The sequence below is a fragment of the Alkalinema sp. FACHB-956 genome, assembly GCF_014697025.1.
GTDB lineage: Bacteria > Cyanobacteriota > Cyanobacteriia > Leptolyngbyales > Leptolyngbyaceae > Alkalinema.
Genome location: NZ_JACJRC010000029.1, coordinates 1 through 20,456, shown reverse-complemented (window position 1 = coordinate 20,456; position 20,456 = coordinate 1). Strand labels below are relative to the sequence as shown.

Below are 20,456 nucleotides of genomic sequence, written 5' to 3'. Positions count from 1 at the left end.
AGCATGGTCTTGAGGGGGTGGATGGGCTAGAGCTTACCAATTCCGCCAGCCTCGCTGCCCCAGAGCTTCATCCTTGCCTAGGGATTGCTGGAGTAGGGTTTGATATTCCACACTATTGGCCCAGCGATCGACCTCGCGTGCCCGCAGAACGGGTAACGGATGGGTCAGTTGGCTGGTTTGTAGTTCCCGCAGCATTTGCCCTAAATCGGTTTGGCTGGCCCGATCGTACTGTCGCGCTTGATCAATAAATGCCTTTAGGTTGAGTCGATCGGCCAATGCAGGGGATCCGCCCGTGAGCTTCATGAGCACGGACATCATCACTTTGGGATCCTGAGTGGCTAAGAGGGCTGCCCGATCGCAGGTCAATTCAGCACAGCGCACCCAATGCAACATTTGAGCTTGCAGGCTTTGAGAAAGGATATTGCCCCAGGGAATCTGACCCGCCGCCAGCACCAACAGATTGGCCAAGGTGAGATAGACCCCATGCTCGCACTTCAAATGGCCTAATTCATGGGCTAAGACCGCCTGAATCTCCGGGGGATTGAGTAGCTCTAACAATGCGGTGTGCACCACGATAAACGGCTGCTGACCCCGCATCGCCAAGGTATAGGCATTGGGTACAGGATGCTGGCGGATATACAGCTGGGGCGGCTCTAAATCCAAAATATGGCAGGCATCCAGTAATAACTCATGCAGCTCCGGTAGCTGGGCTGCACTGACTTGAATACTGGATGCCAAATTTTCCATATACAGAAATTTTTCTGTCAGTCCGCCCAGTAAAGTTCTCACCACCACATCCAACCCTAGCAATTGCTGGAGTTGGCGAGTGGCTTCTAAGTCGAGCGGATGACGAAACTGATGCGCTTTTAGCCCCAGTAACGGTCGCTGAGCGGAGGCGGTGTATAGAGCACAGCGTTCCGAGCTTGGGGTTGAGTTACTTTTGAGGATCCGCTTCGCATCCTGCATCTTCTGGTTCTTCCGGTACATAGGCACGGACGAGGTTTGCTCCCAATTTCTGGAACTTTTCTTCTAGACGATCGTACCCCCGATCTAAGTGATGGAGTCCGTGAATGGTCGTTTTCCCTTCTGCGGCCAGTCCTGCAATCACCAAGGCAGCAGAAGCCCGCAAATCCGTCGCCATCACAGGTGCACCGGATAGCATCGGGACACCACGAACGATCGCGATATTGCCCTTGACCCGAATATCCGCTCCCATCCGGTTCAGTTCTGCCACATGTTGCAGACGATTCTCAAATAGGGTTTCCGTAATGACACTGTTCCCGTCTGCCAAGGTGAGCAGCGACATAAACGGCGCTTGCACGTCCGTCGGGAACCCAGGGTGGGGGAGTGTCTCGATATCGGTGCCGCGATAGGTTGCAGTGGGGTGTACCCGCAGGTAGGTGGGGGTTTCCATAGTGTACCCAATGCCAATTTCCCGCAGCTTGGCCAAAACCGGCGTGAGATGATCCGGCACGATCGGCCCGACCAAGATTTCCGATCGGGTAATGGCTCCCGCCAAAATAAAGGTCGAAGCTTCAATGCGATCAGGGATGACGGAATAATCTGCCCCATGCATTTTTTCCACACCTTCGATCACAATGCGCTTGGTGCCCGCACCAATAATCTTGGCCCCCATGGCATTACAGAAATTTGCCAAATCGATAATTTCCGGCTCTTGGGCGGCATTTTCAATCACGGTTTCCCCTTCCGCCAGGGTCGCCGCCATCATGATGTTTTCGGTGGCTCCGACACTGGGAAAGTCAAGGTATACCCGCGCACCTTTGAGCCGTCGTCCTTGCTTCACATAGGCGTGAACAACCCCATGCTCAATATGCACTTCAGCACCCAGGGCTTGGAGGCCGCGTACATGCAAATCTACGGGCCGATCGCCGATCGAACAACCACCGGGCAAGGGGATCCGTGCGGTACCCATACGGGTCAACAAAGAACCCATGATAAAAAAGCTAGCGCGCATCTTACTGACTAGCTCATAGGGGGCTTCTGCACTGGTTAAGTGCGATGCATCAAACTCAACGACATCTTGATCCCGCTTAACTTTTACCCCCAGAGACGCCAAAATCTCACTCATACGAGTGACATCCAGCAAAGAGGGAACGTTGCGCAAACGACAAGACCCTGAGCAAAGCAAGGTTCCTGCCATCAGAACCAGGGCAGAGTTTTTCGCACCGCTGATGGTTACATGACCGCTGAGTGACTGACCACCAACCACTTCAAGCACCGCTTGGCTTGTTTTAGGACTGGTGGAAGATTGGGATAAACGAGATGCCACAGTAATGGGACTACCCTCCTGGGTTAACATTTCTAAAAACTTTTAAAGTTGGTTCCGATTCTACCCGAAAGTTTTTTTATGTCCAGCCTAGATAGCTACAGTGAATTTCTGAAGAAGCTGGAAGCGTCCGGATCACGCTCAAAATTATTTTTAAAATTGGCTTGACAAGCTAAGGGTTTTCCGGAAGAATAGTAAATGTCGTGAGTGACACAAATCACTCGCTTCGAAATCACTAAACAGGTGTTTTTCGAAAAGTTACTTCTCCGTAGCTAAGCATCTGATAAGTGAATGACTTAAGTAAATAAGCGGAACTGGCGGAATTGGTAGACGCGCTAGATTCAGGTTCTAGTGTTCGCAAGGACTTCCGGGTTCAAGTCCCGGGTTCCGCATTAAACTCAAGTTTACCCAAAAGCTACTCGAATCTAGAGAGTAGCTTTTTTGATGGAAAACAATTTCCGCATAGACATAGATTTAAGTTTTTAATGATACTCAGAACATTTACTCGAGTTGGCTAATCACTGGCTGATCCTCATGAGTCTGAAGCAGCTTGGTTGATTGGAAATTGCTTCTAGCTGCAACTGCTTTTTAGCTTTTTGGGATTTTTGAAGTCAGTCTGTTCTGGGGGGATACTTTGGGACATTAGCTTGATCTCTTGCTAGCTAGCTAAAGTCTATTTATGCTGATTAGTCCTACTATCTGGGTTTATCTGTCTTGCCAGGAGCTTCGATCGCCATGCTCACCAGCCTCCAAAATCCTTTGGTCAAACAGTTGCGCAAGTTGCAGCGGGCTAAAGAACGGGTGAACCAAGGTGTATTTTTGCTAGAAGGAACCCATTTACTGCAAGAAGCACAAGCCACCCAGCAACCGTTGGAGGTGGTCTGTTGTACGGAAGAGTGGCAGAACCGATATCCTGATCTTTTTGCATGGGCGATAGGAGCGGCCCAGCGCTTAGAACAGGTGAGTCCGGAGGTCTTAAAGGCGATCGCCACGACGGTCGAGCCGGATGGGGTCGTGGCAACGATGCCCAGGTTACATACCCAGGCGATCGACATTCAGAGTTTAGGGTTAGTTCTAGAGTCTATTCAGGATCCAGGCAACCTGGGGACGATGATTCGTACCGCCGCCGCAACTGCGACCGAAGGGATTTTGGTTGGGGGGGGCAGTGTGGATTTAGAGAATCCTAAGGTGTTACGCGCCTCAGCGGGGCAATGGTTTCGTCTACCGATGCAGGTAATTCCCCAGCATCCCGTGCCTCAATTGCCTGAGGTTCTCCGGGCATACCGCGATCGGGGATTTCAACTGGTTGCCACATTGCCCACTGCCAAGCACAGTTACTGGGATGTTGATTTCAGGCAACCCACCTTGGTGTTGATGGGCAATGAAGGTGCGGGGCTCTCAGCGGAATTAGCCAACCTAGCGACCCTCCCTGTGAGGATTCCCCTCGCGCCGGGGGTAGAGTCCCTCAATGTGGCGATCGCGGCAGCATTGGTACTCTATGAAGCGCAACGACAGCGGCAGGCGCTGGCCTGAGCAATCCACAACCTCCCCAGATTGCGCCTTATTTCTGAATTACGACGCTTCCGATCGGGGAGCCTGGGCAAAGGGATTGGCGGGATGATTGGTAGCGTGGTTGGCGGGATGTTGCCAATCATCTTGGTGCTGCATAAATTGCTCGATATCTGCAACAGCCTCATCCAGTTCTGCGGGAGTGATGGCCAAGTCCTCGGGAGGTTGGGCGGCTTTGGCGGGGGTGGGTGGCACGACTTGAGGGCTGGGTTCTTCCCTGCAAAGGGTTTGCTCAAGCTGATTGAGTGAATTCATAAATGCTTGAGCAGCAGCACGGCGAAGATGTTTTTGATGTTGACCCATGATGCTTGACTCCAAATTCGAGAACAGCGTCCCTCAACGATCCACCACCTTAGCAGTTGGTTGATGGAATGAGCTTGTTGATGGAATGAGCGGCGAATGCCTGTATGGTTGCTTGGCTGAGTTTCCGAGTCATGGCTAACTCACCATCACTACAAAACCTAGAATGCCCAGATTTCGCTGTGGGTTTCACAACCTTGAATCGACCTACCGTCGATCTGCGGCTATATGCTGATACGCTAGTGAGGTAGCTCTATCGGGACGATCGCAATGATTTGTCATGGCTTTCAGGGAAAACCCTGAATCGCTTGTACCAATACGATCGTAGTTGAGAAACAGTTTATCGGTCTGAGGCATTTTGCCAAGGGTAAAAACTGGCAAAAATTTGAACGAATGCTGGGATCGAGTTCACAGGGCAGGTAATTTTTGGAGGGAAGTGTGGCTCAGACGTTTGATTATGATTTGGTCATTGTGGGTGCGGGCGTGGGCGGCCATGGGGCAGCGCTGCATGCAGTGGCCTGCGGCCTCAAAACCGCGATCGTGGAAGCGGCTGAGATGGGCGGAACCTGTGTCAATCGAGGCTGCATTCCCTCCAAGGCGCTGCTGGCGGCCTCCGGAAAGGTACGGGAATTGCGGGATGCAGGCCACTTAGGCGCGATGGGGATTCAGGTTGGAGGCGTGGCCTTCGATCGCCAAGCGATCGCCGATCATGCTAGTTCCGTCGTCACCAAACAGCGAGATGGGTTGACCAACAGTCTCAAGCGGCTGGGTGTGGAGGTGATCCACGGATGGGCACGGGTGGCGGATAGCCAGAAACTCAGTATTACCACTGCGGAAGGCGAAAAAACAGTTACGGCAAAGGATGTTATTTTAGCTCCTGGATCCGTTCCTTTTGTGCCGCCGGGGGCTGAGGTGGATGGAAAAACCGTCTTCACCAGCGATCATGCCGTGTCCCTGGAAAGCTTGCCCCCTTGGATCGCGATCGTGGGTAGTGGTTACATTGGTTTGGAGTTTGCCGATGTTTATTCCGCCCTCGGCTGTGAAATCACCCTGATTGAAGGCTTGGATCAATTGATGCCCACCTTCGATCCCGATATTGCCAAGGTGGCCCAGCGGACATTGGTACAGGCACGGGATATCGAAACACGTACAGGCGTTTTTGCGAAGAGTGTGACGCCGGGTTCGCCCGTGACGATCGAACTGATGGATGCCAAAACCAAGGAAGTGGTGGAAGTCCTAGAAGTCGATGCTTGCTTGATCGCCACAGGTCGGGTACCTGCCACCAAGGACATGGGACTGGAAACTCTGGGCATTGAGTTACAGCGCCCTGGATTTATCCCTGTGGATGATCACCTGGCAGTGGTCAAAGACGGACAGGCCATTCCTCACCTATGGGCAATCGGGGATGCCACGGGCAAGATGATGCTAGCTCACACCGCTTCAGCCCAGGGCATGGCAGTCGTGGAAACCATTTGCGGTCGGCCTCGCACCATCAATTACAATGCCATTCCCGCAGCCGCCTTTACCCACCCCGAAGTTAGTTTTGTCGGCATGACGGAACCAGCAGCCAAGCAAAAAGGCGCAGACGAAGGCTTTGAAGTGCAGTCCGTGCGGGCGTACTTCAAGGGCAATGCTAAGGCGATCGCAGAGGGCGAAACCGAGGGCTTAGCCAAGGTCATCTTCCGGCCAGACAATGGGGAAATTCTAGGGGTTCATATCTTTGGTCTCCATGCGGCGGATTTAATCCAAGAGGCGGCCAACGCCATGGCCCAAGGCACTACGGTACGAGACTTAGCCTTCTCGGTGCATACCCATCCCACCCTTTGCGAAGTGTTGGATGATGCCTTTAAACGGGCTGCGGGTGCCGGTGGTGGTCACTAAGCGATTCAGTTAAGCTTGACTGAACAAGCTTGTTCAGCAGTAACTCCGCTGATTACTCAGTTCACCCAGTTACTCAGTTCACCCAGTTACTCAGTTCACCCAAGGGGCGGATAGTTGTCACTAGAGTTGTCCTAGAGTTGTAAGCTAAGTCGCCCCTCTTGCAGTGGAAAACCCTCGATGCCGGGTTGTCTAGCCGGGTTGTCTAGCCGGGTTGTTTCACCAGGTTGTCTAGCCGGGTTTTCTCACAATGCTGGGTTGCCTGGGGGAAGGCGTTGTTACCGGCGTTGTTACCGGCATTGCTACGGGCGTTGTTGCCACTGCAATGTTGGGCTGAGTTAGATTAACCCTTGTCCTGGTGTCTTGCCTTAATGCCATTCTCGAACGCATAAAAAATATGGAAATTCGTCGTCGTCCTCCTAACCCATCCATTGCAGTGTTGGATCTGACATATCGGATCAATACTCCAGATTCGGCTCCCCACCATATTTTGGAAGAAATTGTTTGGCATAAGGAAACGGAAGTTGAGCAACTGCGGGAAAAACTCTCGCTACTGGAACTTCAGCGAAAAGTGGCCCAATTAGAGACTACGCCGAAGGATTTTTTGGGTGCGTTGCGTCAAGGTCAAACTCAGCCTGCGGTCATTGCTGAAGTCAAGAAAGCCTCGCCGAGTAAAGGGGTGATTCGGGAGGACTTTGATCCCGTGGCGATCGCGCAATCCTATGCTACTGGCGGAGCTTCCTGTCTTTCGGTATTGACCGATCGCCGATTTTTCCAGGGGGGCTTTGAGAATCTGGCCCTGATTCGCGATGCGGTGGAGTTGCCGCTGCTCTGCAAAGACTTTGTCATCTATCCCTATCAAATCTATTGGGCAAGATTGCATGGGGCCGATGCGGTGCTCTTGATTGCAGCAATCTTGAGTGACAAAGATTTGGCCTATTTCCTCAAAATTGTCAAAAAGCTAGGGATGACGGCTCTGGTAGAGGTGCACACCCTCGCGGAACTCGATCGGGTTTTGGCGATCGACGGAGTGGAATTGGTGGGGATCAACAATCGCGATCTGCGTGATTTCTCAGTTAGCCTCCAAACCACCTGTGAGTTGTTGGATTTACGGCAACAGGTCATTCGCGATCGGGACATCGTGATGGTGAGTGAATCGGGAATTCATACCGCTGAGGATTTGCAAACCGTGGCCCAAGCCGGTGCGCAGGCGGTGCTGATCGGGGAGTCATTTATGAAACAGCCCGATCCCGGTCAAGCGCTCAAGCAGCTATTCAGTTAGGGGGATCCTGTCAACCGTCGTGGGCAGAAAACGTAGACAAGAAGACGTGGGTAAGAAGCTGCTCGGGGGAGCGCGTTGAGTCATGGGGCGTGTGGGACGTACGATTTAGGCGTATGGTTAGAACGATCGTCTCGCGAACTTCCAGGTTTCTGACTGAGATAGTTTCCTCCTCCCCCAAGTTTGTTTAGACTGGGCATAGGATCTTGCTGGTTTGTAACCTACGTCGTTTTTTTCACGCACTGTTTTGTTCCCCCGTCTAGACCTCGTACGCTTTCTGCTAAGGACACCATGGAGCCAATTTCTCTACCATCCCATGTCCACTACGAGTTGTTGCTGCAATTGCTAGAGCGGCAGACGCTCTTCGAAGTTGGCAAAACCTTTGGATTGGGTCAGCGTCCTCACCAGCGGGAGCAAGTCCAGCAGTTGATCAGTACCCTCCGCAAAGCCTTGGCTCAACAAAAGCAATTGGAAGATGATCTACAGCGCTTGAATATTCCGATCGAATACCGTTGGTCGCTGAATAGCTCCATGGAAGCGCCCTCACCTTCCCCTGACATCACGGCAGGATAGGTGGTTAAAGGTTGTCGATATTATGCTGCATATAATTTGGACGCTATAGGACTTCGGGAACAGCGTACCAATAAAATTCCAAGGGGATGGGGCAATGGGTCGGTGGGTGGATTGTGGAAATAAGTTCTAGAAAATAGTCTGGATAATCACTATGGCATCAGACGATCGACCTGCCGATGAACTAGAAGAGTTACTGGATGTTATTCAACACCAGAGTGAAAGAATTTCTCAACTAGAGCAGGTTCTCGATCAAACGATCGTCATTGTCAATGAGTTGCGATCGCAGTTGGTGCATCAAGACTGGTTGGAAGCGCAATTGGCTGCAACGGAAGAAATTGCTAACGTTCAGCAGCAAGCCATTCACCACTTAAAGCTCAAGATGACAGCGGAGCAACCTTTGGAAACCAGTCGGGCTTCAGCGTTGCCAGGGCTTTTACTGGCAGACGGGGAGCAGGCTTGGGAACAACTTACGGAACAAGAGGGTGCTTTTGGAGAAGGAGCAGAACATGCTCAGGATTTGGATGATCTATCTAACAGTGCCTCCAGTCAAACCCCAGCCACACGCCTGGAAGTCCGGTTTACGCAGGCCCAGCAGCAAATTCAAATTCTCTATCAACGCTTACGGGGCGATTCTAACGATCGCTTGAAAGCCTCCCAGGAATCTGTAGATCCCTCCAAGCTAGCCCATGACTTGCCGTTAGAAGGACAAATTGGCCAACTGCAACAGCGATTACAGGAGCTAGAAAGTGAAAGCTCAAAGCAAATGCAAGTCCAAGCATTTCTCCAACAGGCATGCCAAGAACTAGAACGGGAACGCGAAGAACATCAGTTAAGAATTCTGGAATTGGAACATCAAACAGCAGAAATGCAAGAACAAATTGTAAGACAAGCACAGCAAGCCAGTGAATATGAAACCGCAATTCAGCACTGGAAAGATCGCTTCTACCACATTCAGAATCAAACTTTAAGTCTTAAAGAATTGCTAGAACAAATGTCAGAGCCCTTGCCAGATCAGATTATGACATTGCTGAGTACTATTCCCCAACCCACCACTTCTGAACAAATGCAAAGCTTACGTCGAGCCGTTCCTAGGCGTAGTGATTTACCGGAATTTTTGCAGCGGAGACGGGGCTATCGCAAACGGTAAAAACGGTATGCAAAGTTGTTGCAAGACCCCAGTTACAAGACCCTAGTTAAAATGCCCTAGCTACAAGACCCCAGTTACAAGACCCCATATTTGACAAGGCCATAGATTGACACCATCCCCAACAAGCCCAGAGCCATGACTAATGGTTGCACCCCTGCTAGCCAGCAACCAATCAGCACAAGACCTAAGCCATCGGCAATGAATACGGGTAGGCGATCGCGGATGCCCCAGGGAATGATCGGTGCTGAAGCCTTAGGCTGAAGCTGAATTCCGGCAAATATATTAAATCCAACTTGGCTCAGTAACACGATCGCAACACCCCACCCTAGCCAACCGATCGCGCTATAGAAGCCTAGTAATTCAACAACAATCGTTGCAATTGTGACTCTATGAAACTGCTCTAACTGCGCATTCTGTACCAGTAATTTGACCTCGGCCACCTGTTCTAGATCCGCGATCGCCATGCGGCACTGATCTATGCATAAAAAAAGCAAGGCAATGGCCAATCCTCGGCTGGCCCAATTAACGAGCGCGATCGCCTGCCAGCCCAACCCCAGCAGCGCGGGTAGAAACAATAAGCTGACGATGACCGCGATCGAGGAAATCTTCTGCCCCATGTCTTGACTCGAACCCAAAGCCCTATAATCATGCCATATTGTTTTGCTTTTATTGTTTTGCTTTCTCTGCGGTTTTCGATCGTCCCTTGTCGCCCTGTTAAGCGCTCCTATGGTACACCCTGCTAATTCTGAAACCCTCTCCCCAGAAACGATGTCCCCCGTAGGCAGAGAGCCCATTGCTGAATCGTTACTTGCGATTGCTGATCAATTTGCCCATCCCGGTCAAGTGACGGATATTCAGCCTTTTGGGAACGGCAATATTAATGACACGTTTTTAGTGACGGTTGATGTTCCGGTGAATCATCAGTTCATTTTGCAACGGATTAATACCCAAGTGTTTCGCCAACCGGAACTCGTGATGCAGAATATGCGGGTCGTCACTGACCACATCCACGATCGCCTGCAGCAGCAACCCCCCGATCTCCGCTGGGAAACACCACGGGTTCTACCCACTCGGAGCGATCGAGACCATTGGGAAGATGCAACAGGAGCCGTTTGGCGGGCGATTAGTTTTATCGATCAGTCCCAAGCCTTGGAAGCCATCCAAAATGTCGAACACGCCAGAGAAGTTGGCTATGCCCTGGGAAATTTCCATCGTTTAATCAGCGATCTCAATCCTGATAAACTGGCAGATACATTGGAAGGATTTCATATCACTCCCCGTTACCTCCAGCACTATCAGTCTGTTCTCAGCAACATTCATCAAACCAGTCAAGCGCTTGTTGATGAGAATGTTCAATATTGCATTGATTGGATTGCCGATCGAACAACTTTTGCATCGGTCTTAGAAGAGGCGAAAAACCAGGGGAAATTGCGCTTACGTCTAATGCACGGTGATCCCAAGGTCAATAATGTCATGATTGACATCGCCACCCAAAAAGCAGTGAGCATCGTTGATCTAGATACGGTCAAGCCTGGATTGATTCACTATGACATTGGTGACTGTCTCCGATCGGGCTGTAATCCCCTAGGCGAAGAAACCCAGGATTGGCAAGCGGTGCGGTTTGACTTGGATCTCTGCCGTGGCATTTTGCAAGGCTATCTTTCCGTGGCCCACGCCTTTCTCACGGGGCAGGACTATGACTATTTATTCGATGCCATTCGATTAATCCCCTTTGAACTGGGTTTGCGGTTCTTTACTGACCATCTGGAAGGGGACGTTTACTTTAAAACAAAATATTCCGGCCATAATCTGATGCGAGCGTTGGTGCAATTCAAATTAATGGAGAGTATTGAGCAACAGGAAGTTGCAATTCGTCAAATGATGGAGGAGATGCACTAATGATGCAGTCCTTCATGCTTAAACCTTTTACAGAGTCCGGGAGCCAATCGTCCCCCCCCAATCGACAACTTACAGGAACGATCGATCGTCGAGATAACATTCTCGCACTGCATTACAGCTTACAAGGATTACTCGACAGTCAAGATTTATTGGATTCCCTAGCGATCGCGCCCCCAGCGAATTGTCCAGAACGTCGCGACAACCTGTGGGAGACTACTTGTTTTGAGTTTTTTCTGGGGTTGCCAAACTCGCCGCAGTACTGGGAATTCAACCTTTCTCCATCGGGTCATTGGAATGTGTATCGCTTTACAGACTACCGTCAAGGGATGGAACCAGAGACACAAATTACATCGCTACCGTTTCAACTTAAACAATGGTCTAATCAATTAGAACTTGCTGTGGAATTTGACCTTGCCTCAATCCTTTCCATTACACAATCGTTAGATGTAGGGATTACGACAGTCATACAAGATAAGTCGGGAACCGTTACCTATTGGGCCTTAACCCATCTCGGTGAACAAGCTGACTTCCATCGCCGTGACAGTTTTATCTTGACGATTTAATTCCAGTTTCTGATGAATTTGAGTTTTTGCCTGATGCATTTGAGTTTTTGATCGTATTCCCTTGCCTAAAAATCATCAGGAAAGTTTAATAAATTGCGCCCTCGATCGCTGCGTACTATGGAGAAAAGTCGTTCTCGCAAACCGTTTCACCATGGCTGATGCACCCAAATTAGCAGAGTTAGAATTCATTCCCTATATTGACGCCGAGGGCCAACTCCCTGATTCCCTCCCAGGCAAGGTCGGGGTGTATGCCATTTTCGATCGGGATCACAGCCTGCAATACATCGGCTATTCCCGCGATGTTTTTCTCAGCCTGAAGCAACATTTAGTCCGGCAAGTCGATCGCTGCCATTGGTTGAAGGTTTACTGTGTTGAAAAACCCAGTCGATCGCTACTGGAAACGGTACGCACCGATTGGATGCAGGAAAATGGGGCAACACCACCGGGTAACGGCGCAGATCTAGCCGCTTGGACGGAACCGATCGCGGTCAGCCATCAAATGACTTCGGAAGAACAGGAGAAATTTAACCATCCCGGCAACAGCGAAGTTGAGCGGGGGAAAGTCCTCAAAGCGGTGGCTCGTCGCATCGAAGCCACGATCCTGCAAACGCTCCACGATCGAGGGATCCAAGTAGAATTGCGATTCAATCCGAAGCTCAAAGAAGAGGGCTTATTGGATTTGAAATAAATTGGATTTGAAATGAATTGGATTTGAAACGAATCCAAAAGGGATGTCCCTTTCAACCATTCACACATAGCAAGAGGGATCCACGATCGCGGATCCCTCAGTACTGTCAATAGATTTAATTTAATCAGTGGGGCTTGCGGATAGCATCCTAACCACCCGCAACGCAATCTACGATTACTCAGCAGTTGCTTCTTCAGCCCCACCTTTCCCAGCTTCCTGTTCTTGCTCATCCAAGCGGTTATCATCAAACCGACGACGACCATGGCGACCGGTATTAGTCCGCTTACGGAACTTACGAGCGTAGGCTAGGTTACGGAGTGCTTTTTCTTTCTTTTGATTGCGGCGCTTTGCCATGTTGGTTCCTCTATCACAATATCGGTGGCGACATAAAGCCTGACGCAAGCTGGAGTCTCAACTCTTGGATACCTGATATTGTCCAGGAGTTAACAGCCAACGAATTCACACAAATAGTAATCCTATCACAGGACTCCAGCGATTCATCGTTCTGACCGATCGAATTTTCCCGTCACGCCTCACATGCCACACCCCGCGATCGGTCAGGGATCAGCTTGCCGTCAGGGATCAGTCTAACCCGAATGGCAATGCGTCTCTCAATCCCCCCTAGGCTCGAATTCCTTCCACCACGCTCACCATACTGGGCGTTGGGACAATCCGGGTCAGTTTGAGCCCTGCGGCGGCAAAGAGTTGTTCATACTCGTCAGCGGTGCGCTCTTTGCCGCCGGGACACATGACGAGCATATTGACATCCAATAATTTACTCATATGGGGATCATTCCCCGGTGGGATCACCTGCTCCACCACAAGAACCCTGCCGTTTTCGGCCATTGCCGCCCGACATTGTTTGAGAATTTCAATCGATCGTGCGTCGTCCCAGTCATGGATGATGTGCTTCAGGAGATAGGCATCGGCTCCGGCAGGCATCGGCTCAAAAAAGCTACCGGCAACCAATTGGCAGCGATCGGCCACAGACGTTCCAGCAACCACAGACTGCGCCCCTGCAATCACCGCTGGCAGATCGAATAGGATGCCTTGCATAGTGGGGTAGGCTTGCAGAATAGCAGTCAGCATACTGCCATGCCCCCCGGCTACATCGACTAAAGTGCCAATGCCCGAAAAATCATAGTGACTTAGGACGCCGCCCATTTCCTGGGCAGAGAAGCTGGTCATGGCCCGATCGAACACCATGGCAGGTTCTGGGTTTTGGGCATAGTAGTCAAACACCTGCATCCCAAAGAGATTCTCAAAGGCACTTTCGCCTGTCATGATGCTGTGAACGATATTGCCCCAACTGTTGTAATGCTCCCGATCGCCCAACATCAGGGCCATCCCTGCCACCGATCCAGGCACATCACTACGGAGATAGACACCCATAGGTGTCAGGCTGAAGGTTTGGGCAGGGGCTTCCAGAATGACGCCCACACTGGCTAGGGCACGGAGCAGACGATACAGCGAAGGCTCATGGGCTTGGGTTGCACTGGCTAACTCGCTCACCGATCGAGGCCCCGCTTGCAAATGGTCGGCAAGGTTCAGTCTGGCGGCTGCGTAGAGGCATTGGGACACCCAATACCCTGTGATCATCTGACTCAGGAGCAACTGGGGGGGCTGTTGGGATGGTTGTGCATTGCTTGCAGTCAGTAGGGTATCGGCAAGTGGGGTGTCGGCAAGTGGGGTGTCGGCAAGTGGGGTATCAGCAACAGGTTCGGGAGTCGGCTGGGCGTCAAGGTGTCTGGTTGTGTGCATCGAGATTCAGTTCCTTGCTCTGAAGATAAAAGGTTGTGTGTTGATGATAAGAAATACGTCGTTCCGTTAGGGTTGGATTGCCACGATCACAGGGAACGGGCAATTCTGTCATCTGGAGTTTCACGTAGATCGATGCATACAGAACCTTATGCAAAGCCAATACAGAGCTTCTAGACAAGCTGGTGCAGAACCAATGCAGAATCACGCTATGCATAAAAAAAAGCTGAATAGTTTAGACTACTCAGCACTGGATTCAAGCTTATTAACAATTGGACGAAAACAATTAGACTCAGTTGTGGATGCAACCTAGATTCGTCAAGGCCAATCCCAACAATCCAGTCTTAAAACCGTTTTTGTTCTTGGCAATCTTAATCACTGCGATCGTCGCGATCGAGGGTTAGTCCTAGATGAGTTTAAGCCTTCATCGACTTGGCCATGTCACGGAACGCACCCAAGCTGGGGCCAGGACGGCGACGGCTACCAGTAGCTACTGGAGTTAAATATTTCGTTGCAAAGGCAACTTCTTTAACTTCTGTAACGGTGGGTGCGGGCAAGTTCAGCGTTGCCGCAGGGGTGGCTGCGGGAGCTGTTTCTGCCTTGGCTTTGTTCAGGGCTTCTAATTTAGCGGCCCGTGCGCTACCAGCCTGTGCGGGGGCTGCTTCCGTAGCCTCGGCTGCTGCGGGGGCAGCTTCGCTGGGTGCTGCATCTCCAGCATCCAAATAAAAGCCATCGGCTCCTTTCTTACCGCCAAACAATCCGCCAATGAAGCCGAAGATTCCACCAATTAAACTTTTGAAGAAATTAATCAGACCGCCCATGTATGACTCCTGAAGGTTTGATTCAGAGATTTTCTCTTACAAAACAGCAAGCTTTGGGTCTATTATCCAGTGCGGTGTCCCCTTGGAGCAAGGGGCTGGGAGATTCTAGGGGCAGATCGGGAAGTCCAGGGTCTAGTAAACCGGTTCATCGTCGTCCTTTTGAAAGAGTCCGAGCAATGGCCCTAGGATTGCGCCAAAGACGAAGCCGCCCGCGTGGGCCCAGTAGGCAATCCCGCCGCTCTGCATCCCGATATTCGACTGAGCGAGGCTGCCAATGCCGTAGATGGCCTGCTGGATGAACCAGATACCCAGATAGAGAAAGGCGGGGACGTTGAAAATTAGGGGGAAAATCCCGATCGGGATGACGGTGCGGACGTTGGCGGTGGGGAAGCGGAGGATGTAAGCACCCAGGACTCCGGCGATCGCGCCACTGGCTCCGAGGGAGGGGATGGTGGAGGTGGAGGAGAAGAACCACTGGGTTAATCCGGCTAGAATTCCGCAGGTGAGGTAAAACACCAAGAATTTGCTGTGGCCTAATTTGTCCTCGATGTTATTGCCAAAAATCCAGAGAAACAACATGTTCCCTAGGATGTGCGCGAAGCCGCCATGCAAAAATTGAGAGGTGATCAGCGTGATCCATTCCGGAGGTTCGCTGAAAACACCCTGGAGGTGGGGGATGGGTTCGCCGATGAAGCTGGCGGTCAGTTGCAGGGGAACGACGGCCCAATCCCGTAGGAAATAATCGAGGGCACTGCCCAGAAGTCGGCCATTAGAGGTCACGATCGCTTGATTCTGGAGCACTAATTCGTACAGAAAGACCACTACGTTAATCGCGATGATCGCGTAGGTCACATAGGCTGTTCTGCGGGTTGGATTTTCATCACCGATCGGAAACACAATCTCTTATCCCCAATGCACAGGTTAACTGGAGGATAGCGCATTTTCCTTGGCGACAAGACTCTCAAAGGGGATACATTTTGTTGGCAAATTGTTGGCAAAAAAGTTGGTGTTGGCAAAGAAGTTGTTGCCCAAAAAAGAAGAAAGAGGAGCGATCGTGCGATCTCCTGACCTTCCTAGCGCAACTCTCACATACCCGCGCGACTAAGGCGCAATGTTAAGGCGCAATGCTAAGGCGCAATGTTAAGGCTCAGTTGGTTTACTGGAATAAGTTGTTGACCAGCTTGAAAGAATTGAAAAAACCGTTGACACTCTTGGCTGTTGCTTTTTCTTGAGTCGTGAATGCTAAGAGTTGATATAGCCGATTTCCAACGAGGAACATCCGAACTTTCCCAGTAATATTGCCATCGATGCGGAAGGTGACTTCACGCCCTGGATAACCGTTTAAAGCAAAGGTTTGATAGGAAACCAGTTCTCCTGGAACTCTACTGAGTCCCCCATTCATCACATTGTCTAGGATTTGTTGAATTTGGTTACTGTCTTCGTTACCAGATAAAGGCATATCTGAATATAGAACTAGATAGCCTCCTTTGCTAGGGCCAAGATCGACTACATAGCCAATTAACTCAATTGTTGCTCCAGTTTGAGTTTTCACTAAATGGGAGCTTTTTTTGGGTGTTCCGGGCATCAAGATCGAAAAGCCACCCCCCGCAGGGGAAAACGTTTTCCAGATGGATTGTTTGGCTGGTTTAGCTTGGGCAACGGAGGGCTGGGCGATCGCCATGTCTACGATCGCGCTACCAACGCCTGTGAAAAGCGCGATCGATAGGGCAGGGGCTAACCAGTTTAGTTTTTTCAGCATGGAGACGATCGAACTATTACGGTGAATGATGAACTGCTTCTTGCATAACATTTGCGAGGTGGGAGATGCCAAGGAGACATTCACTAAAATTACTGAAACTTGATTAAAGTTCTGATTTTGGACAAATTTCGACAAAAAAGCCCATTGGGGACGGTTTGCATCCACGCAATGGGCTTTTCGAGGTATTCGTAAACCGCTTAGCCGATCGTGATGCTTAACTGATCGCAGTGCTAAGTCGAGCGCGATCCCAGCCTTTCTGGTTCAGAAGTAGCCAGGATTGCATCAGATCTGGCCCCTGGAGGGATCCGGTTAAGCCTGCCCGCAGGGACTTCATGACTAAGCCTTTTTTGACGCCTTGGCCTTTCACAACTGCTTGGATCAGGGCGTTGGCGCTGTCCTGGGTGAGGGTTTCTGCGGGGAGGCCATCGAGGATGCCTTGGAGAGCTGCGGTGACGCCGTCTTGCTTCAGGTGGGCGATCGCGTCTTCTGTGGGTTCAACGGCTTCCACAAACAGGTAACGGGTCATGTCCACCGCTTCCGACAGTTTGCTGAGGCTGGGGCCAATCACGGCAGTGAGTTGCTCTAACCAAGGGCGATCGGCGACGGGATCGAAGGCAAAACCGGCTTCCTGCCAGTAGGGAATTAGGAGATCGGTCAATTCTGCGGCGGGCATTTTGTGCAGGTATTGGCCGTTAATCCAGTTGAGTTTGTCCCAATCGAACTTGGCTCCGGCTTTGTTGACCCGATCGAAGCTGAATTCTTGGGCGGCTTGCTCTAGGGTGAAAATTTCGTCCATACCTTCCACGGGTGACCAACCGAGGAGGGTCATGTAGTTGGCGATCGCTTCGGCGGTGTAGCCCATTTTTTTGAAGTCGAAAATGGAGGTGACGCCATCCCGTTTGGACAGTTTTGCGCCCTGTTGGTTCAGGATCAGGGGGGTGTGGCCAAATTCGGGAACGGTTGCGCCGAGGGCTTCGTAGAGCAGGATTTGTTTGGGGGTGTTGCCGATGTGATCTTCGCCGCGAATGACTTGGGTGATGCCCATGTCAATGTCATCGACAACGACGACGAAGTTATACAGCGGTGCACCGATCGTGCTGGTGCTGGCGGCTCGGGCAATGACCATATCTCCGCCGAGGTCGCGGCCTTTCCAGGTGACTTGGCCCCGCACAAGGTCGTTCCAGGTGATTTCCCGATCGTCGTCGATTTTGAAGCGGATAACGGCGGTGCGGCCTTCGGCTTCGTAGGCGGCGATTTGCTCTGGGGTGAGGTTGCGGTGGCGGTTGTCGTAGCGGGGGGCTTCGTTGCGGGCTTTTTGGGTTTCCCGCATGGCGTCGAGTTCTTCGGGGGTGTCGTAGGCGCGGTAGGCCAGTCCTTGGTCGAGGAGTTCTTGGATTTTTTGGGCGTACAGTTCGGTGCGCTGGGTTTGGTAAACGGGGCCTTCATCCCAGTTCAAGCCGAGCCATTGCAAGCCTTCTAGGATGTTTTGGGTGTATTCTGGCTTCGATCGTTCTAGATCGGTGTCTTCGATCCGCAGAATGAATTGGCCGCCTTGGTGCCGTGCGTAGAGCCAGTTAAAGACGGCTGTTCTGGCGGTACCGATGTGAAGGTTGCCGGTGGGACTTGGTGCAATGCGAACTCGAACGCTCATAGAAGACCGTTTGTAAAACCCAATTTTTGTGCATTCTCCATTCTAAGGGGATTGGTTGCGTTTGGGTGGGTTGGGAAAAGACTGCCAGAACAAACTTTCTATTCCAATCTTCAGGGAATGAATTGTTCTTCGACTTGGATACTGTTTGCTCCGCACCTTTCTTGATCAAGAGGCGGTGGTAACAATTGAATTCCAGGAGATTGGGCTTCACACACAATTGTCTGAGCTATTTTTTTGCCATTGGTTGCTTTCACAATAAAAACACCACCAACATAACTTTTCAGATTATTTCTTCTGGAAAGGGCGTAACTAAATGCTTTTGGCCGCACCAGTTCATTATCGATCGCCTGGCATAGAAAGATATAGGCTTCATCCTGCCAAAAACATTTCTCTGCTTGAAATCTGGGAGCCAAATTTTTATTTTCTAATAGTAGATAACCTTGAGTCTTGTTGCTGGATGTGACCCAAGCATTACCTCTTCTTTGTGCATACGCAACTGGATTGATACAAATACTGGCAGGACAGTCGTGAGTCAGAATAAAGAGATAGACGGCCAGCAACATTGCTCCTAAAAAAACAAATCCAGCCAACCCGTACTTTTTGATTAGATTGATATTCATGTTCTCACGCACATCATGCGGTTGCGGTACGAGGCTGTAATTATTTTAGGCTTGAAATTATTCACATAATGATTATTACCAGCCTTCCTCGTGCAGGCTTTTGAGGTCTTGTTCTAGCTCTTCAACATCGTAATGGACACAGATTCCACGACTGGCGATTAATTGCTGAAATTCAATTTGATGCAAGCCTGCAAGTTGGCTAGCGCTGCAGAGGGTGATGCGCTCTTGCTGAAACAGTGAAATCGCTAGTTCGGTGCGGAGGTCTGCCTCACTGATTTCTAGTGCGTCGGGAAGATCGATCGTGATTTGCACGGGTTAAGCTCCTTGATCAGGGGTTTCGCTAAGTTTGTCGAGATAGGTAGTTTGGGAAAAGATCACGCAAATGGCTCGGTAGCTTGGGTGGCAAGTTTTCATCAAGAAGTAACTTTATATGAATAAGGGAGCGATCATAACTCGACGCTCACGATCGGCGGCAAAGGCAAGACAAGCTCTGATGTCTTCAGGGGTGAGCTCAGAAAAATCTTCCAGAATTTCTGCCTCGGTCATTCCACTGGCCAGATATTCTAAGATGCTCAGTACAGGACAAAAGCTTGAAAATCTGAGGTGGAGGGGTTTTCATAGGAATAACCACAAACCAAGAGAACCCCTCCTATGGAACAGATTAGCGAAATTCGTCGAACTTTGCAGCCCTATCTCAACTGGCATGGTGCCCGAATCGGCTTTCTCGCATTGTTCTTGGTGGCCTTATTTCGAGTCAAGACGGTCAACTTGCAGGAACTGTCGCTCGGATTTATGGGGTCGGCCCAGTCGGCATCGCACTACAAGCGCTTGCAACGATTTTTCCGGCAGTTTGAGTTGGACTACTACGAAGTGGCGCGTCTGGTCGTGGGCTTGATGGAGATTCCCCAACCTTGGGTGCTATCGATCGACCGCACCAACTGGCAGTATGGCGACTGTGTCTTCAATATCTTGATGCTGGGGGTGGTGCATCAAGGGGTTGCCTTTCCGCTGTTGTGGGTCATGCTCGATAAAGCAGGCAACTCCAACCAGGGTGAGCGGATTGATTTACTCGATGAGTTTGTCAGCCTGTTTCCAACGGTCGAAGTGGCTTATATTACCGGAGACCGGGAGTTCCTGGGCCACCTGTGGGTGGATTACTTGCACAATACGCGCCATCTGCCCCTCCGCCTTCGGATTCGCCACAGTGAGAAACTCTATGATGGGCGACGGCAACTGACGGCCAAGGTGCTATTCAGCCATCTGCAAATCGGGCAACACAGTCGTTTGCGCCAACGACGACGCTTGTGGGGGCATTGGCTCTATGTGGCGGCCTTGCGGCTCGAGGCTGGGGATTTGCTGGTGGTGGTCAGTGATGCTAAACCCAACGAGTCGATCCGGGATTACGGTCAACGCTGGGGCATTGAGACTTTGTTCGGGTGTTTCAAAACGCGGGGCTTTTGTTTGGAATCCACCCATCTGCAAGCCCCAGAACGGCTCAGTCGGATGATTGCTTTGCTTAGCATTGCACTGTGTTGGGGGCGTTGCATAATAGGGATATGAAAAGAGGATAAAACCGATGCAATGTCCCGAATGTGGCTCCACTAGTATCAGTAAGAACGGTAAACAAAGAGGTAAACAAAATTATCTGTGTAAAGACTGTCGCC

At 50.8% G+C, this 20,456-nt stretch carries 22 protein-coding genes, 1 tRNA gene and 1 pseudogene; 11 read left to right on the top strand and 13 right to left on the bottom strand.

Going from position 1 to position 20,456, the window contains the following annotated elements:
- Nucleotides 1–33: 33 nt before the first annotated feature.
- Together H6G21_RS21285 and murA are read right to left on the bottom strand one after the other, a co-directional pair.
- A complete protein-coding gene (locus tag H6G21_RS21285; protein WP_190575716.1) occupies nucleotides 34–966 on the bottom strand; it encodes a M48 family metallopeptidase in 933 nt (310 codons plus the stop codon).
- Nucleotides 935–2,320: a UDP-N-acetylglucosamine 1-carboxyvinyltransferase gene (gene murA, locus H6G21_RS21280; protein ID WP_190575714.1), complete on the bottom strand. Its 1,386-nt coding sequence runs from the start codon at nucleotides 2,318–2,320 to the stop codon at nucleotides 935–937. Before murA ends, H6G21_RS21285 begins: the two co-directional genes overlap by 32 nt.
- A 275-nt stretch (nucleotides 2,321–2,595) precedes the next feature.
- On the opposite strand from murA, the gene H6G21_RS21275 reads away from it, so the two are divergent.
- Together H6G21_RS21275 and H6G21_RS21270 are read left to right on the top strand one after the other, a co-directional pair.
- A tRNA-Leu gene (locus H6G21_RS21275) sits at nucleotides 2,596–2,679 on the top strand.
- Between the two features lie 343 nt (nucleotides 2,680–3,022).
- A complete protein-coding gene (locus H6G21_RS21270) occupies nucleotides 3,023–3,820 on the top strand; it encodes an RNA methyltransferase (protein WP_190575712.1) in 798 nt (265 codons plus the stop codon).
- Between the two features lie 39 nt (nucleotides 3,821–3,859).
- Here the strand turns inward: H6G21_RS21270 and H6G21_RS21265 are convergent, their stop codons facing one another.
- Entirely contained in the window at nucleotides 3,860–4,159 is a 300-nt protein-coding gene (locus tag H6G21_RS21265) for a hypothetical protein (protein ID WP_190575710.1), read from the bottom strand.
- A gap of 435 nt (nucleotides 4,160–4,594) precedes the next feature.
- Here H6G21_RS21265 and lpdA point away from each other — a divergent pair, with 435 nt between their 5' ends.
- From lpdA to H6G21_RS21245, 4 genes are all read left to right on the top strand, one after another.
- Complete coding sequence (gene lpdA, locus H6G21_RS21260; protein ID WP_190575708.1) at nucleotides 4,595–6,037, top strand: dihydrolipoyl dehydrogenase; 1,443 nt, start codon at nucleotides 4,595–4,597, stop codon at nucleotides 6,035–6,037.
- Nucleotides 6,038–6,431: 394 nt separating this feature from the next.
- A complete protein-coding gene (gene trpC / locus H6G21_RS21255) occupies nucleotides 6,432–7,316 on the top strand; it encodes an indole-3-glycerol phosphate synthase TrpC (RefSeq protein WP_190575706.1) in 885 nt (294 codons plus the stop codon).
- Nucleotides 7,317–7,604: 288 nt separating this feature from the next.
- Nucleotides 7,605–7,886 carry a DUF5340 family protein gene (locus H6G21_RS21250; RefSeq protein ID WP_190575705.1) on the top strand — a complete coding sequence of 94 codons (282 nt, stop codon included), beginning with the start codon at nucleotides 7,605–7,607 and terminating at the stop codon, nucleotides 7,884–7,886.
- A 151-nt stretch (nucleotides 7,887–8,037) separates the two neighbouring features.
- Entirely contained in the window at nucleotides 8,038–9,033 is a 996-nt protein-coding gene (locus H6G21_RS21245) for a hypothetical protein (protein ID WP_190575703.1), read from the top strand.
- A gap of 74 nt (nucleotides 9,034–9,107) precedes the next feature.
- Here H6G21_RS21245 and H6G21_RS21240 read toward each other — a convergent pair whose 3' ends face one another.
- A complete protein-coding gene (locus H6G21_RS21240; protein ID WP_190575701.1) occupies nucleotides 9,108–9,650 on the bottom strand; it encodes a hypothetical protein in 543 nt (180 codons plus the stop codon).
- A 151-nt stretch (nucleotides 9,651–9,801) separates the two neighbouring features.
- Here H6G21_RS21240 and H6G21_RS21235 point away from each other — a divergent pair, with 151 nt between their 5' ends.
- From H6G21_RS21235 to H6G21_RS21225, 3 genes are all read left to right on the top strand, one after another.
- Nucleotides 9,802–10,932 carry an aminoglycoside phosphotransferase family protein gene (locus tag H6G21_RS21235; protein WP_190575794.1) on the top strand — a complete coding sequence of 377 codons (1,131 nt, stop codon included), beginning with the start codon at nucleotides 9,802–9,804 and terminating at the stop codon, nucleotides 10,930–10,932.
- Complete coding sequence (locus H6G21_RS21230) at nucleotides 10,932–11,495, top strand: DOMON-like domain-containing protein (protein ID WP_190575699.1); 564 nt, start codon at nucleotides 10,932–10,934, stop codon at nucleotides 11,493–11,495. The genes H6G21_RS21235 and H6G21_RS21230 overlap by 1 nt, the downstream gene beginning before the upstream one ends.
- A 151-nt stretch (nucleotides 11,496–11,646) precedes the next feature.
- The gene (locus H6G21_RS21225) at nucleotides 11,647–12,183 is read left to right on the top strand and encodes a GIY-YIG nuclease family protein (protein ID WP_190575697.1); all 537 of its coding nucleotides are present in this window, start codon (nucleotides 11,647–11,649) and stop codon (nucleotides 12,181–12,183) included.
- A 174-nt stretch (nucleotides 12,184–12,357) separates the two neighbouring features.
- Here H6G21_RS21225 and H6G21_RS21220 read toward each other — a convergent pair whose 3' ends face one another.
- From H6G21_RS21220 to H6G21_RS21180, 9 genes and pseudogenes are all read right to left on the bottom strand, one after another.
- The gene (locus H6G21_RS21220; RefSeq protein ID WP_190575695.1) at nucleotides 12,358–12,537 is read right to left on the bottom strand and encodes a hypothetical protein; all 180 of its coding nucleotides are present in this window, start codon (nucleotides 12,535–12,537) and stop codon (nucleotides 12,358–12,360) included.
- A gap of 267 nt (nucleotides 12,538–12,804) precedes the next feature.
- Entirely contained in the window at nucleotides 12,805–13,782 is a 978-nt protein-coding gene (locus H6G21_RS21215; protein ID WP_347278053.1) for a methyltransferase, read from the bottom strand.
- A gap of 575 nt (nucleotides 13,783–14,357) precedes the next feature.
- Complete coding sequence (locus H6G21_RS21210; protein ID WP_199307361.1) at nucleotides 14,358–14,762, bottom strand: hypothetical protein; 405 nt, start codon at nucleotides 14,760–14,762, stop codon at nucleotides 14,358–14,360.
- A 132-nt stretch (nucleotides 14,763–14,894) separates the two neighbouring features.
- Nucleotides 14,895–15,659, bottom strand: a complete 765-nt coding sequence (locus H6G21_RS21205; RefSeq protein WP_190575692.1) for a rhomboid family intramembrane serine protease — start codon at nucleotides 15,657–15,659, stop codon at nucleotides 14,895–14,897.
- Nucleotides 15,660–15,918: 259 nt separating this feature from the next.
- Nucleotides 15,919–16,593, bottom strand: coding sequence for a hypothetical protein (locus H6G21_RS21200; protein ID WP_190575690.1), 675 nt, complete (start codon nucleotides 16,591–16,593; stop codon nucleotides 15,919–15,921).
- A 142-nt stretch (nucleotides 16,594–16,735) separates the two neighbouring features.
- On the bottom strand, nucleotides 16,736–18,172 hold the full coding sequence (gltX, locus tag H6G21_RS21195; protein ID WP_190575688.1) for a glutamate--tRNA ligase: 1,437 nt from the start codon (nucleotides 18,170–18,172) through the stop codon (nucleotides 16,736–16,738).
- Nucleotides 18,173–18,282: 110 nt separating this feature from the next.
- Nucleotides 18,283–18,792: a type IV pilin-like G/H family protein gene (locus H6G21_RS21190; RefSeq protein WP_190575686.1), complete on the bottom strand. Its 510-nt coding sequence runs from the start codon at nucleotides 18,790–18,792 to the stop codon at nucleotides 18,283–18,285.
- A 75-nt stretch (nucleotides 18,793–18,867) separates the two neighbouring features.
- Nucleotides 18,868–19,104, bottom strand: coding sequence for a UPF0175 family protein (locus H6G21_RS21185; RefSeq protein WP_190575683.1), 237 nt, complete (start codon nucleotides 19,102–19,104; stop codon nucleotides 18,868–18,870).
- A gap of 114 nt (nucleotides 19,105–19,218) precedes the next feature.
- Nucleotides 19,219–19,362 (bottom strand): annotated as a pseudogene (locus tag H6G21_RS21180) (DUF433 domain-containing protein); the annotation flags it as partial.
- An 81-nt stretch (nucleotides 19,363–19,443) separates the two neighbouring features.
- Here H6G21_RS21180 and H6G21_RS21175 point away from each other — a divergent pair.
- Together H6G21_RS21175 and H6G21_RS21170 are read left to right on the top strand one after the other, a co-directional pair.
- Nucleotides 19,444–20,352, top strand: coding sequence for an IS4 family transposase (locus H6G21_RS21175; RefSeq protein WP_190575679.1), 909 nt, complete (start codon nucleotides 19,444–19,446; stop codon nucleotides 20,350–20,352).
- A 16-nt stretch (nucleotides 20,353–20,368) separates the two neighbouring features.
- The coding region (locus H6G21_RS21170) for an IS1 family transposase (RefSeq protein WP_347278042.1) at nucleotides 20,369–20,456 on the top strand (88 nt) is incomplete at its 3' end.

Coding starts and splice junctions, on each gene's coding strand:
- trpC (WP_190575706.1), top strand. CDS start 6,432: ATGGAAATTCGTCGTCGTCCTCCTAACCCATCCATTGCAGTGTTGGAT.
- H6G21_RS21175 (WP_190575679.1), top strand. CDS start 19,444: ATGGAACAGATTAGCGAAATTCGTCGAACTTTGCAGCCCTATCTCAAC.
- H6G21_RS21250 (WP_190575705.1), top strand. CDS start 7,605: ATGGAGCCAATTTCTCTACCATCCCATGTCCACTACGAGTTGTTGCTG.
- H6G21_RS21240 (WP_190575701.1), bottom strand. CDS start 9,650: ATGGGGCAGAAGATTTCCTCGATCGCGGTCATCGTCAGCTTATTGTTT.
- H6G21_RS21190 (WP_190575686.1), bottom strand. CDS start 18,792: ATGAATATCAATCTAATCAAAAAGTACGGGTTGGCTGGATTTGTTTTT.
- H6G21_RS21265 (WP_190575710.1), bottom strand. CDS start 4,159: ATGGGTCAACATCAAAAACATCTTCGCCGTGCTGCTGCTCAAGCATTT.
- H6G21_RS21210 (WP_199307361.1), bottom strand. CDS start 14,762: ATGGGCGGTCTGATTAATTTCTTCAAAAGTTTAATTGGTGGAATCTTC.
- H6G21_RS21285 (WP_190575716.1), bottom strand. CDS start 966: ATGCAGGATGCGAAGCGGATCCTCAAAAGTAACTCAACCCCAAGCTCG.
- H6G21_RS21235 (WP_190575794.1), top strand. CDS start 9,802: ATGTCCCCCGTAGGCAGAGAGCCCATTGCTGAATCGTTACTTGCGATT.
- H6G21_RS21220 (WP_190575695.1), bottom strand. CDS start 12,537: ATGGCAAAGCGCCGCAATCAAAAGAAAGAAAAAGCACTCCGTAACCTA.
- H6G21_RS21225 (WP_190575697.1), top strand. CDS start 11,647: ATGGCTGATGCACCCAAATTAGCAGAGTTAGAATTCATTCCCTATATT.
- gltX (WP_190575688.1), bottom strand. CDS start 18,172: ATGAGCGTTCGAGTTCGCATTGCACCAAGTCCCACCGGCAACCTTCAC.
- H6G21_RS21245 (WP_190575703.1), top strand. CDS start 8,038: ATGGCATCAGACGATCGACCTGCCGATGAACTAGAAGAGTTACTGGAT.
- murA (WP_190575714.1), bottom strand. CDS start 2,320: ATGTTAACCCAGGAGGGTAGTCCCATTACTGTGGCATCTCGTTTATCC.
- H6G21_RS21270 (WP_190575712.1), top strand. CDS start 3,023: ATGCTCACCAGCCTCCAAAATCCTTTGGTCAAACAGTTGCGCAAGTTG.
- H6G21_RS21215 (WP_347278053.1), bottom strand. CDS start 13,782: ATGATCACAGGGTATTGGGTGTCCCAATGCCTCTACGCAGCCGCCAGA.
- H6G21_RS21230 (WP_190575699.1), top strand. CDS start 10,932: ATGATGCAGTCCTTCATGCTTAAACCTTTTACAGAGTCCGGGAGCCAA.